Annotated in this window: 14 protein-coding genes; all 14 read left to right on the forward strand. The window is 35.9% G+C overall.

Features of this window, described 5'->3' with window-relative positions; all coding sequences use genetic code 11:
• The first annotated feature begins 117 nt into the window (after positions 1–117).
• The 14 genes from ABC346_RS08485 (at position 118) to ABC346_RS08550 (ending at position 13711) form a co-directional block, all read left to right on the forward strand.
• Positions 118–948: a MurR/RpiR family transcriptional regulator gene (locus ABC346_RS08485; RefSeq protein ID WP_413234441.1), complete on the forward strand. Its 831-nt coding sequence runs from the start codon at positions 118–120 to the stop codon at positions 946–948.
• The gene (locus ABC346_RS08490; RefSeq protein ID WP_413234442.1) at positions 945–2066 is read left to right on the forward strand and encodes a M20 peptidase aminoacylase family protein; all 1122 of its coding nucleotides are present in this window, start codon (positions 945–947) and stop codon (positions 2064–2066) included. The genes ABC346_RS08485 and ABC346_RS08490 overlap by 4 nt, the downstream gene beginning before the upstream one ends.
• A gap of 194 nt (positions 2067–2260) precedes the next feature.
• Complete coding sequence (locus tag ABC346_RS08495; RefSeq protein ID WP_413234443.1) at positions 2261–3601, forward strand: dihydrolipoyl dehydrogenase family protein; 1341 nt, start codon at positions 2261–2263, stop codon at positions 3599–3601.
• Positions 3602–4349: 748 nt separating this feature from the next.
• Positions 4350–4757 (forward strand): methyl-accepting chemotaxis protein, encoded by a 408-nt coding sequence (locus tag ABC346_RS08500; RefSeq protein ID WP_260049339.1) that lies wholly within the window; start codon positions 4350–4352, stop codon positions 4755–4757.
• A 13-nt stretch (positions 4758–4770) separates the two neighbouring features.
• Complete coding sequence (locus ABC346_RS08505) at positions 4771–6231, forward strand: aldehyde dehydrogenase family protein (RefSeq protein ID WP_413234444.1); 1461 nt, start codon at positions 4771–4773, stop codon at positions 6229–6231.
• A 239-nt stretch (positions 6232–6470) separates the two neighbouring features.
• Positions 6471–6749 carry a hypothetical protein gene (locus tag ABC346_RS08510; RefSeq protein WP_413234445.1) on the forward strand — a complete coding sequence of 93 codons (279 nt, stop codon included), beginning with the start codon at positions 6471–6473 and terminating at the stop codon, positions 6747–6749.
• 204 nt (positions 6750–6953) lie between these two features.
• On the forward strand, positions 6954–7955 hold the full coding sequence (locus ABC346_RS08515; protein WP_413234446.1) for a substrate-binding domain-containing protein: 1002 nt from the start codon (positions 6954–6956) through the stop codon (positions 7953–7955).
• Positions 7956–7975: 20 nt separating this feature from the next.
• Positions 7976–8533 (forward strand): 6-phospho-3-hexuloisomerase, encoded by a 558-nt coding sequence (hxlB, locus tag ABC346_RS08520; protein ID WP_413234447.1) that lies wholly within the window; start codon positions 7976–7978, stop codon positions 8531–8533.
• Positions 8534–8546: 13 nt separating this feature from the next.
• Positions 8547–9179, forward strand: a complete 633-nt coding sequence (locus tag ABC346_RS08525; protein WP_413234448.1) for a bifunctional 4-hydroxy-2-oxoglutarate aldolase/2-dehydro-3-deoxy-phosphogluconate aldolase — start codon at positions 8547–8549, stop codon at positions 9177–9179.
• A gap of 45 nt (positions 9180–9224) precedes the next feature.
• Positions 9225–10253, forward strand: a complete 1029-nt coding sequence (locus ABC346_RS08530) for a TRAP transporter substrate-binding protein (RefSeq protein WP_413234449.1) — start codon at positions 9225–9227, stop codon at positions 10251–10253.
• Positions 10254–10272: 19 nt separating this feature from the next.
• Complete coding sequence (locus ABC346_RS08535; protein ID WP_413234450.1) at positions 10273–10758, forward strand: TRAP transporter small permease; 486 nt, start codon at positions 10273–10275, stop codon at positions 10756–10758.
• Positions 10758–12044 carry a TRAP transporter large permease gene (locus ABC346_RS08540; RefSeq protein WP_413234451.1) on the forward strand — a complete coding sequence of 429 codons (1287 nt, stop codon included), beginning with the start codon at positions 10758–10760 and terminating at the stop codon, positions 12042–12044. Before ABC346_RS08535 ends, ABC346_RS08540 begins: the two co-directional genes overlap by 1 nt.
• 19 nt (positions 12045–12063) lie before the next feature.
• Positions 12064–12738 (forward strand): ribose-5-phosphate isomerase RpiA, encoded by a 675-nt coding sequence (rpiA, locus tag ABC346_RS08545; protein WP_413234452.1) that lies wholly within the window; start codon positions 12064–12066, stop codon positions 12736–12738.
• 22 nt (positions 12739–12760) lie between these two features.
• On the forward strand, positions 12761–13711 hold the full coding sequence (locus tag ABC346_RS08550) for a sugar kinase (protein WP_413234453.1): 951 nt from the start codon (positions 12761–12763) through the stop codon (positions 13709–13711).
• The last annotated feature ends 11 nt before the right edge of the window (positions 13712–13722 follow it).

Here is a 13722-nt window from a genome sequence, read left to right on the forward strand (position 1 = left end):
GCCATAATTGTCTCCTTTGTGTAAATTATCTAAAAATTTAAAGTTGAAATAAATTATAATAAAGTTTATACTTTAAATCAATATAAAATATTGTAAATACTTTAAAAGGTGACGTTTATGAATCGAGAATATGTAGAAAAAACGAAACAAAAGCTTCCAGAAATGACGAAAGGATTGAAGAAAGTAGGGGAATACCTATTAGCAGAACCGATTGTATTTGCGATACATCCAGCTAAAAAAGTAGGAAGTATGATAGACGTAAGCGAAACAATGGTTATACGATTTTGTCATTATATAGGATATCGAGGATATTCAGAGTTACAAAAAGAAGTGAGACATCATTTAATGAATTTAGAGAGAGTAAATGATAAGGAGAATGTGTTAACAAGAGATAATAATTTTAAAAATTTTATTGATGATGATGTTAAGAATTTAAAGCAAATGAAGAATATAATAGATGCAGAAGTATTTAACAATGTTGTAGAAAAAATATTAGAAAGTGAAAAAGTGGTAGTTGCAGGTTACTATCATTCTTTTAGTTTTGCACATTGGTTTTCTTTTAACTTGAATTACATTGTCGGAAATGCTTCATTATTTCGTCCAGAAAGCGATGCAGGGATACTCGAATTAATGCCTGAAAAATCTTGTATCATCATTTTTTCTTTCTTTCGATATGCAGTAGACACGATACGTTTAGCGGAAGAAGCAAAGAAGAAAGGGGTCCCTGTGATCGTAATCACTGATTCATGGGCATCACCAGCAGCTGAATATGCTGATTTTGTCATTTCGATATACTCATCGGAACATTCGAATGTTCTTTTACAGAAAGGACCGATAACGATGTCGATTATGAATTCAATTTTATCGGAGTTAATTGACCAGGTTCAAAATCGAGGCAAAATACAACCGACATTTAAGTATTATATAAAGGACGGGGAAAATGAATGACAATTAGTGTTGAACAAAGGGTAAGAGATACATTTCATTATTTACATCAACATGCAGAAATTAGTTGGGAAGAGGTAGAAACAACTAAGTATATTAAGCATTACTTAGAAGCAGCAGGGTGTAACGTGACAACTTTTCCTGATTGTACGGGGGTAATTGGAGAATACGGCGATTTTAATAAAGGTCTTCCAGTTGTAGGGATTCGAGCGGATATGGATGCACTTTGGCAAGAAGTGAATGGGATTTTTCAGGCGAACCATTCTTGTGGTCATGATGCTCATATGGCAATGGTTCTGGGCGTACTGTGGTCATTGCAAGAAATTCCAAATATAAAGGATAAAATCGCGGTGAAATTTATTTTTCAGCCAGCGGAAGAAAATGGTAGTGGTGCACTTAAAATGGTAGAAAAAGGTGTTGTGGACAACGTAGATTATCTATTCGGTGTACATCTTCGCCCAAACCAAGAAGCGAAGATCGGAACAGCAACCCCAGTTATTGTGCACGGGGCAACGAGAATGTTTCATGGAGACATTCAAGGGGATGATGCTCATGGAGCTAGACCACATCTCAATCATAATGCGATTGAAGTCGGAGCTCAAATCGTTAACATGATCCGACAAATTCACTTGGATCCGCGTGTTCCCCATTCTGTAAAAATGACGAAGTTTCAGTCTGGGGGGAAGAATGCGAATATTATCCCTGGAAATGCTTCATTTAGCCTTGACTTACGAGCACAATCCAATGTAGTAATGGAACATTTGGAAAGAAAGGTTCATAATATCTTTGATGCGGTTCGAGATTTATATGATATTAATATTGAAATAACGGATGTTCATGGGATTGCCGCAGCAGAGATTAATGAGGAGGCAATTCAGGTTATGCAACAAGCAATTTCTTCTCATTTAGGAGATGGAAATTTACTTGAACCACTAGTAACGCCTGGAGGGGATGATTTTCATTTTTACACCATTAAACGTCCACGATTAAAAGCAACAATGCTTGGTTTAGGATGTGCTTTAACTCCAGGTCTGCATCATCCTGCAATGACATTTGATCAAAGTGCACTTGAAAATGGAGTGCAAATACTTACAAAAGCAATACTGCATGTATATAATTAGTAATTCTTAATGGAATCCCTATCGTGGAGTTAGTTTTCTTGATAGGGGTTTTTGGTTTGATTTATTAATTTAAATAGTGACACTATTCGAGAAAATGAACGACACATCGTGTTATAATTGAAAATAATTTGAGTAGATTTTTACAGAAAGACTTATTTGTTTGCTTATCTAGTGGATGTGGGAGGATGAATAAGATGAAATGCTATGATATTGCCATTGTTGGAGCAGGTCCTGGAGGATATACTGCTGGGATTCAAGCTGCAAACTTAGGATTCACCGTTGTTATTATTGAAGGTGGAGATATTGGGGGAACATGTCTAAATAAAGGTTGTATACCATCCAAAACATTTTTAAAATATGTCAAAGATCTAGATCAATGGAATAGTAACACGTTAAGTTCAAAGAACTCAAATTATAATCATTCATTAGATCAAATAATGGTTAAAAAAAGTAAAGTTATTTCTAGTTTGAGAAATGGGATACAGACATGGTTATCTGAAAATAAAGTAGAATTATTACAAGGAAAGGCAATTGTTCAAACGAATAATAGAATTAAAATCCTTTCAAATGGAAACTATCAAGAATTAAAGGCTGAGCACATTATTCTTGCCAATGGATCACGACCGAACATTCCAGATATACCTGGCTTAGATAAAATAAATTATTACACGAGCGATACGATCTTTGAGTTGGAGGAATTACCTTCCTCGATTGTAATATTCGGTGGTGGTGCTATTGGTTTAGAGATTGCAACGACATTTCACAATATTGGCTTAGATGTGTATGTTGTTGAAGTTGGCGATCGAATCCTTCCATCGGAGGATAAAGCAGCATCAGATTATTTGTATAGATCAATGGTGGAGCAAGGTATTCATGTATACACTTCAGCAGAAGTGATAGATTGTAGTGAAGGTGGCATCTTATCGATTAAATATGATGGACAAATTTTTTCCATAGATGCGGAGGCAGTAATGGTAGCCACTGGTAGAATTCCGAATACTTCTGGGATAGAGAGTTTACCTATAGAATACGATGCTGGCTTTGTAAAAGTGAACGAATCTATGGAGACGTCGATACCATCTTATTACGCTATTGGAGATTTAATTGGAGGGTATCAATTATCGCATGCAGCAATGATCGAAGCAACAAACGCAATTCAACATATTTCTGGAAAAGCGGTGAACAAAAAATCGTTAATTCCACGTTGTATTTTCACATCTCCCGAAGTAGCAAGTATTGGTAAGACAGAAGAGCAAGCTATACATTCTGGGTACGATATTATTACTACTAAAGTAGATTTAGGAAGTCAAAATAATAAAGGTTTTATGAAGACCATTGCCAATAAAAAAGATGAGAAAGTATTGGGAGTTGTAATGGTTGGTCCATATGTTACTGAAATGATATCGCAACCTGCATCGTTGTTAGAATTAGAAGGGCGTGTAGAGGAATTAGGTTGCACGGTATTTCCTAAGCCTGCTATTTCAAAACTAATACGAGAGGGAAACCAAGTATATCAAGAAAGATTTATTTTATAAGGTAAATGATTTAAAACTAAAAGATAAAACAGAAGAATAGATTTTGAAATCCGCTTCAGAAATATAGCGCTTATCCAGCGGCGGCTGGTGAGCCTCCGGATACAACTCTTTTGTTAGGTCTCAAACTCTTATTTTTTAAGTTGATTACCATTCGGGCTTCATAAATTAAAATACATTCTCAGACTTTGCCAATATAGTAAGGGTATTTTGAAAGTTCGGAAATAGATAATAGTCTTCACAAACTTATATTCATACCGATATAAATTCTAGAGGTTATGAATATTTTTAAAGGAGGAAGAGAGTGGATTCAATAAATGTAAAAAATCATCCATTACTAGAAGCGTTTATTCAGGTTGGACCTTATATTCAACAGTTAGTCAATGATGATATAACGATTGGAATATATGATACGGAGAAATTATTAAAGAACTATCCAGGTCAAACATTTTCATTGGATGTTTCAGCAGGAGACCCATTATTAGAGGGAGATATCGTAACGAGAGCGATCCAAGAAGGTAAGAATCAGTCAATGGTGGTTCCTGCTCATATTCTAGGGGTTAAATTAATTTCAAAAGCAGTACCTATAATAGATGAATTTGGAAACATTGTTGGCGGTGTGGGGTTAGGAATGAACGTTGATAAGGCACAACAATTGTCAGATGTTTCCGGGAATTTATCTAATGTTTTTGAAGATATTACTAAAACAATAACAGATATGGCGGAATCTATTTCTCAATTGTCAGAGAATATGAACTTTGTATCACAAAAATCAATTGAGGTTGGAGAAAGTGTCCAGTTAATTGAAGAGTTTTCTCAAACGGTAAAAGGCATTGCCGACCAAAGTAATCTACTTGGTTTAAATGCAGCTATTGAGGCTGCTCGAGCAGGAGAATATGGTAGAGGTTTTTCTGTAGTTGCTAGCGAAGTTCGCAAAATGGCTGCTAATTCAAAAATACAAGTAGATGAAATCTATACGATTACGAATAAAATTAAATCCGTTATCGATGGTCTTGATAAAGATATTCAGAAAGCAAATCTTGAATCAGACTCTCAATCTGCTGCCATAGAGGAACTTACAGCTACAATGCAAGAAGTAAATAGCAATATTCAAAGCTTAGCTACAATGGCTAAGGAAAATACAGAAATACGAAATTAGAGGAGAGTGTATCATGTCAATTTATAAGCAACTAGAATCACAATATATAAATGGTGTATGGAAAGATGGAAGTGGTCAGGCTACAATTCAAAATACAAATCCATTTAATGGAGAAGTTATTGCTTCATATCGTGCAGCTTCTTTACAAGATTTAGATGAAGCATATGAGACAGCAAAAGAAGTGCAGAAATCCTGGGCTAAAGAAAATCCGATTAACGTACGAAAAATCATGGATAAAGCTGTGACTTATATGGAAGAAAATCATGAAGAAATTGTCGATATAATTATTCAAGAAATAGGCGGAACTCGTCTAAAGGCGGAATTTGAAATCGGACTTGTTACAAATATGATTAAAGAAGCATCCTCATTTCCAATGCGAATGAGCGGAAGTATCTTACCATCACCAATAGATGGAAAAGAAAATCGTGTTTATCGAGTACCAGTCGGGGTTGTAGGTGTGATTAGTCCATTTAACTTCCCATTTTTCTTATCCATGAAGTCTGTTGCACCAGCATTAGCTACTGGAAATGCAGTTGTGTTAAAACCCCATGAACATACGGCAATCACAGGCGGGACAATGATTGCAAAAATATTCGAAGAAGCTGGACTTCCAAAAGGCGTCCTTCAAGTAGTAACAACAGAGATTTCTGAAATTGGTGATCGTTTTGTAGATCATCCCGTTCCTGGTGCGATTTCCTTTACTGGATCTACAAAGGTAGGTAAGCATATTGGTGAGGTGGCTTCTCGTAATCTAAAAGAAGTTCACTTAGAGCTAGGTGGCAACAGTGCATTAATTGTACTAGAAGATGCAGATATTGATTACGCAGTAAGTGCTGGAGTATTTAGTCGATTTACACACCAAGGCCAAATCTGTATGTCTGCAAATCGAATCATTATTCATGAGGATGTATATGATGAATTTGTTCAGAAGTATGTGGACAAAGTTAAAACATTGACTTGCGGTGACCCAGCAGACTCAAGTACAATCATTGGTCCACTAATTAATGAACGCCAAGTACAAAATACAGTTAATTTAATAGAAAAAGGGATTGAAGAAGGTGCACATCCATTAGTAAGAGGACAGGTGAAAGGTAATGTCGTTGAGCCAGTCGTCTTTACAGAAGTAACTCCAGATATGGCAATTGCCAATGAAGAATTCTTTGCTCCAGTAGTAGCGATTATGAAAGTTAAATCAGAAGAACAAGCTATCGCTTATGCAAATGCTAGCTCCTATGGACTCAGTGGTGCAGTGCATACGAGAGATGTTAACCGTGGTGCAGAAGTTGCGAAACAACTAGAATCTGGTATGATCCATATTAATGATGGAACCATTAATGACGAGCCAAATGTTGCATTTGGAGGAGTTAAAAATTCCGGTGTAGGTCGTCTAAATGGTGAGTGGAGTTTAGAAGCGTTCACTACTACAAAGTGGATATCCATTCAACATACGAAACGTCAATTCCCTTATTCCTAAAATGATTTAAAAATAGATTTAGGTCATAATAAAAGAAATAGAATATTGTATGAACTTTACTTATTCATTTATATTAAATGAATAATATAGTCCTCCTTATGTTAAGCTATCTGTATCATTAGGAGGGCTATTTTTATACATTCGTTTTTTCTTCATAGTGATTCGCCCATCCAAAATATAGACATTTGCATAGAATGCATTATAAAGATATATATTTTGGAGGAAAGAGGGATCACAAATTGAATAATTATCAATTTGAGCAAAATAACTATGTGGATCCATATGAAACGTATATAGAATCACGACCTCATGGAGGAGGATTTCATGGACCTGGTTTTCATGGAGGACCTGGTTTTCACGGAGGATTTGGTGGGCCATTTTTTGGATTTGGAGGAGCGCCATTTATAGGGGGATTGGCAGGAGGATTACTAGCTGGTGAATTATTATCAGCTCCTTATTATTATCCACCATATCCGCCATACCCACCATATGGTTACTATCCACCATATGGATGGTAATATAAATAAAAACTTTAAGCCAACTTTTTAGAAGAGTTGGCTTTTCATTTTAGCATTCAATTCAACAGCATACTTTATTTTCAAAAAGTGATCTAAAAAATAGTTTTACAAAAATTAATATTGTAAAACGGTTACATTTAATTTATACTGTTACTAAATCGATTTACTAAACCGTTTTAGTTATAGAGATAGAAGGGATAAATTATGACAAAAAGAATCACAATCTCAGATGTTGCGATACATGCAGGCGTATCAAAAAGCACAGTATCACAGTATTTGAACGGACGATATGATTATATGGGACTAAAAACAAAAGAAAAAATTGAGTCTGCAATAAAAGAACTAAAGTATAGTCCAAATATGGTGGCCAGAAGTTTAAAACAAAAATCATCAACTACAATTGGGGTTATTGTTGCGAATATTCTTCATGTGTTTTCAACACAGGTGATTCGGGCTATAGAAGATTTTTGCCATGAAAAAGGATTTCACGTCATTGTATGTAATGCGGATGACGATCCTGATAAAGAGAAAACATATATAGAAATGCTTCGGGCTAAACAAGTAGATGGAATCATTGCTTTTCCGACAGGCGATAACGTTGCACTTTATCAGGGGCTTTTAGAGGAACAGTATCCAATCGTATTTATGGACAGATTGGTAGATGGATTAGATATTCCTACTGTATTACTCGATAACTATAAAGCTGCAACTCTAGCAGTTGAGTTGCTAAAAGATTATCAACGACCAGCCATAGTAACACCACCGTTAAAAGAGAATTTGACACCAAGAATGGAAAGGTTAAATGGCTTTAAAAATGAATTAGCTAAACATGGGAAATCGTTATCTGATGAATATATTGCTTGTGATGAAATTGATGAAATAGAAAGTAAGTTGACTGAGCTCTTTCAATTATCTGAACCGCCAGATGCAATATTCGCGATAAATGATCGGGTATTACACGAAGTATTAACTTTTATGAATCACCAAAATATACGGATACCAGATGATGTAGCATTAGTAAATGTCGATGATGTATCATTTGCAGAATTTTATCAGCCAGCATTAACAACGATTTCACAACCGGCTTTTGAAATGGGGAAGAAAGCAGCTGAAATACTATTTGAGCAAATCAAAAATCCATATAATACAAGTACTAGAGAAACCTTACGTTTTGAACCAATGGTGAATCGAAGAAAATCTTGTTAAAAGAAAGGATGTTTAATATCTTGAAACAAAAAATAAATACTATCGCTAAAGAAATTCAAGAGGTGCTGGGACAAGTCAATGAAACAGAAGTAATCGAATTAGCGGAAGGTATCCAACAAGCACCTCGAGTATTTATTGCCGGAACCGGTCGCTCTGGGTTAGTTGGAAAGATGTTTGGCATGCGGCTTATGCATAGTGGCTATAAGATTTTTATTGTAGGAGAAACAAATACGCCTAGTATAGAATCAGATGATTTATTGTTATTAATTTCTGGTTCTGGAGGGACAACTTCCTTATTGAATTATGCAAATAAAGCAAAGGAAATTGATGCGAAAGTAGCTTTAGTGACAACAAATAAACAATCGGCAATTGGCTCTCAAAGTAATTATATTGTCCGTGTACCTGCTGCAACTAAAAAGCGTTTGCCACAAGAACCAAATACAATTCAACCACTAGGTAGTCAGTTTGATCAATCGGCTCATCTGTTATTAGATGCCATTGTGGTGTACTTATTAGATACGTATCCAGCTAATCGAAGTGTAGACAGTCTAAACCAAAAACATTCTAATTTAGAATAAGGTGGGGTTATTTATGTCAGTAATAGAAGGTATTCAGAAAGAAAAAGTAGTAGCAGTTATCCGAAAAGCAAATTCGGAGAATATTGTACCAATTTTGGAAGCGTTAGCAAAAGGTGGAATTCATCATGTGGAAATAACAGCCGAAACACCAAATGTAGAAAATGTAATTAAAACAGCAGTACAAAATGTTAATGAAGAAATTCAAGTTGGAGCCGGGACTGTGCTTGATCCAGAGACGGCAAGGACAATAATTTTAGCTGGAGCAACTTTTATCGTATCTCCAACATTAAATACAAAAACGCTAGAAATTTGTCAACGTTACGGTGTGGAACATATTCCTGGTGTATTTACACCCACAGAAGTGTTAACGGCATATGAACATGGTGCGAGAATGGTAAAAATTTTCCCTATCGATGCGGTAGGTCCAAACTATGTGAAAAATATTCGTGGTCCATTACCACATGTGAAAGCGATGGTAACTGGTGGAATCACTTTGGATAATATCAGTGATTATTTGAAAGCAGGAAGTGTAGCTGTTGGAACAGGAAGTAGCTTAGTGAATGCTCCGTTACTCCAAACAAAAGAAGATTACGTTGAACTAACAGAACGTGCGAAAAAATATATTCAAAGAGCAAATCAAGTCTAGTAATCTATGTTCTTAGATTTCACATCAACAGAAGGAGGAATAACAATGGGGAAAAATAAAATCGCTTTCATATTTATGTTTATAAGTTTGATGCCTTTATTACTATCTGCTTGTAGCACAAACGAAGTAGATGCAGGTGAAGATGGCAAGATAAAAATTATTGCAGCTCATAACCAGACTTCACCAGATAACCCATATCAAACCGGATTACTCAAGTTTAAAGAAGTGGTAGAAGAAGAATCAGATGGGAAAATGGAAGTAGAAGTTCATGCAGGTACGATAGGGACAGAAGAATCAGAACTAGTAGAGAAACTTCAATTGGGAGCAGCGGATGTTGTGTTAGCTTCTCCCGGATTTATGACACAAACAGGAATTCGAGAAGTAGACTTATTCTCAGCACCGTATTTGTTTAATAGTTACCAACATTGGTTAGCTGCAGTTGATGGAGAAGTTGGACAAGAAATGGCTCAGATCATCAATGAGAAATCAGATAATTCATTTAAGTTGCTAGGTTATTGGTCAGCGGGTGTAAGACATTACTATGGCAAGAAACCAATCGAATCAGTGGAGGACTTAAGCGGGGTATCTTTGCGTACACAAACTTCAGGAGTAATTTCAGATTTCTGGAAGGCTACTGGAGCAATTCCATCTGGAATATCTTGGGGTGAATTATATCAAGGACTACAACAAGATGTTGTAGATTCCTCAGAGAATGCATATCCGTTTTTCGTACAACAAGCACATCACACGACCAGTAATGGAAAATACATTACAGAAACAGCACATGACTACACCACTCGCTTCTTATTAACAAATGGAGAGAAGTTCGATAATTATACAAAGGAACAACAAGAAATCATCTTGCAAGCAGCAGAGGCTTCTGTGGTAGCCGAACGAGAGGCAACGATGAAACAAGATGAAGAATATAAGGAAAAAGCAATTGAAGATGGTGCAGAAGTTAATGAAATTGATCGCCAGCCTTTCATTGACATTGCGACACCAATTTTAAATGATTTTGCTAAAGAAATTGAAGTAGAAGACCTGCTTCAAAAGATTCGAGATTTAGAAGAATAACGAAAGGGGAGGAATCGCCATGAAAAAGATTACGAGCATTTTAGAGAAAATACAAATTACGATTGGTGTTATTTTTCTCTGTGTATTTTTTGGGATTATTGTATTACAAATTGTAACTCGACATTTAGGAATTTCTATGATCTGGACAGAAGAGGCCGCTAATTATTCATTTATTTGGGCCGTGTTTATGGGAGCAGCAGTTATGGTAAATCGTAGAGAGCATTTTAATTTTGACTTTCTAGTTCAAAAGTTAAAAGGTAAAAAAAGAGCTTATCTTAGTATATTTAATGATGCAATCCTTTTCATTTTTAATATATGTATTTTCTTATTAGGAGTACAAGTAGTAAGTGAGTTTTGGAATTATACATGGTCGTCCATACCACAAATGAAAATGGGGTATGTATGGTTAGTAATTCCAGTGATGGCAGCAACTATGCTGATTTATACCATCTCTCATTTTATAGAGCACATTCGCGTTATCAAGGCAAAGGAGGTATATGAATAATGGGATTTATGTTACTGGCAATATTCTTAATATTAATGATTATCGGTGTACCAATTGCTTTTGTCATAGGAATTGTTGCTTTAATTGGTATTAGTGGAATTCCGTATACACCCGAAGCTACGGTTGCAATGAAGATGGTTAATGGTTTAGATTCATTTGTTCTACTCGCAGTTCCCTTGTTCATTCTAGCAGCAAACTTAATGAATTCAGGGAAGATATCAGAAAAGCTAATTGAGTTAGCGCTAGCAATTGTTGGCCCAATACGTGGTGGGCTAGCTCATGCCAATGTGTTGGTTTCGATGATGTTTGCTGGAGTTTCTGGAGCAGCACAAGCAGATACTGCAGGTGTGGGGAAAATCCTTATACCGAGTATGTTACGAAAAGGCTATGACAAGGAAACCGCAGTTGGGGTTACTGCAGCTTCATCGACTGTTGGAGTTGTCATTCCACCAAGTATTCCAATGATTATTTTTGCTGGATTAACGAATGCCTCCATTGGTGCCTTATTTTTAGGTGGGATTATACCAGGTATTCTAATTGGTGTAGGAATGATGGTACTTATCTATTTTATTGCACTGAAGCGAAACTACCCAAAAGATGCAAAAGTGGAGTTGAAAGTATTTTTCAAATTGCTATTGGAAGCGATACCAGCATTGCTTACTCCAGTAATCATTATCGGTGGAATTATCACCGGATTCTTTACAGCAACAGAAGCAGCTGCCGTAGCATCACTTTATACAATTGTTATTTGTATGTTTTATTATAAAACGTTGAAGTTCAAAGATTTTCCGAAGATTTTATTTGATACATTAGCACTCAGTTCTTTATCATTATTCGCTCTAGCTGCAGCGAGTGCATTAGGTGAATTAATGAGTTATTACCAATTAGGTACAATCGCTCAAGAATTCTTTGCGAATAACATCGGAGCAGAATGGTTATTTATTCTAATCATTATTGTATTCTTCTTATTTGTAGGGACATTTATGGATGCGATACCAGCAATGATTTTATTTGTTCCTGTTATTCTTCCAACAGCTCTTGAGTTTGGAATGGATCCGATTCATCTAGGATTAATTGTAGTAATTACATTGGCGGTAGGACTTATTACACCACCATATGGTTTATGCTTATTATTAGCAGCTAAAATTGGAGATATGTCGATTGAACGATCCTTTATAGCGGTTATACCATATATAGCAATTGTTTTAGTAGTTCTGTTATTCATTGCGTTTTTCCCGGATATTGCTTTCTATATTCCGAAACTGATTAATCCTGGTTTGTTCTAATTAGAAAGAGGCGATTATAGTGGAATACAATGACAAACAGATTGCAGCACAAGAAGCGGTAAAGCACATTAAAGATGGCATGGTTATTGGAATTGGATCTGGATCAACCGTAAATGAATTTCTCTATTGTTTGGCATATAGAATAAAAGAAGAAGGGTTGCAAGTAGTAGGTATTCCTGCATCGAAGAAATCAGAGCAATTAGCAACGAAGCTTGGGATACCTTTAACGACTTTTGCGTCGTATCAATACGTAGATATTGCGATTGATGGAACAGATGAGATCGATGAACAGCTAGATTTAGTTAAAGGTGGAGGCGGATCATTAGTTAGAGAAAAAATGATAGATTTGATTGCTGAAACCTTTATCGTAATTGCTAGTGGTGAAAAGAAAGTAAGGAAGTTAGGAACGTTTTCGGTACCAGTTGAAGTTGTACCATTTGGATGGCAGGCTACAGAACAAAGACTACAAGAATTTGGATGCCTAACCAAATTACGTTTATCGAATGGAGAAATTTTTGTTTCGGATAATCAGAACTATATTATTGATTGTGATTTTAAAAAGATAGATGAGGCAGAGGCATTACATGCATCATTGAAACAAATCGTAGGTGTAATCGAAACTGGGATTTTTACACATATGGTAGATAAAGCGATTATTGCAGATAACGGTCAAATCACTGTTTTGGAAAAATAAAAGTTGATTGGGAGAGGTCTATATGAAAGATATTATAACGTTAGGAGAGGCGATGATAGTATTTAACCCAGAATCTACTGGACCTATGAAATTTGTAAATGGATTTCATAAAACAATTGGTGGAGCAGAGTTGAACTTGGCTATCGGATGCTCTCGATTAGGGCTAGATACTGGATATATAACCAGGCTCGGTAATGACGAATTTGGGAAATCCATTCGTAATTTTGTAAGAGGAGAAGGCATTGATACATCGGAAATAGATTTTATCAATCACTATCCAACATCGATTAACTTTAAAGAAATTATGGAAGATGGCAGTGTAAAAACATTTTACTATCGTGATAAATCACCTACGTTGTCGATGACACCAGATGATTTAAATGAATCATACTTTAAAAATGCAAAAATTCTCCACTTAACAGGAATATTCCCTGCTATTGGTGACGCAGCATTAAAAGTATGGAAGCAGGCCATACATTTGGCAAAGAAACATGGGGTGAAAATATCTTTTGACCCAAATATTCGCTTAAAAATGTGGTCGAAGGAACAAGCTCGGAAGGTATTGTTAGAAATTTTACCGGATGTTGATATTTTGTTAGCTGGTGACGAGGAAATGGACATTATTATTGGAAAACGGGACCCGGTAGCAATTATTGAAGCGTGTAAAAAAATGGGGATCTCTTATGTAACGATTAAGCAAGGAGAAAACGGATCAGTAGGTTATTCTCTTGGTGAAACGATTAAAGCAGCTCCAGTTAAAGCTAGCAAAGTCGTAGATACGGTCGGTGCAGGTGATGGATTTAATGCTGGAGTTCTCTATGGTTATCTTCATGAATGGTCTTTAAAGCGAACACTTAATTTTGCAAATACAATAGGATCGATGGTTGTTGGTATTACAGGTGATAACGAAGGGCTTCCATATTATGAAGATGTTCAAGAACGACTAGGAGAAGTAGAGAGAATAGAACGGTAATCGAGGTGAGA

The sequence above is a fragment of the Oceanobacillus phoenicis genome (genome assembly GCF_047238145.1).
In the GTDB taxonomy this organism is placed as follows: domain Bacteria; phylum Bacillota; class Bacilli; order Bacillales; family Amphibacillaceae; genus Oceanobacillus.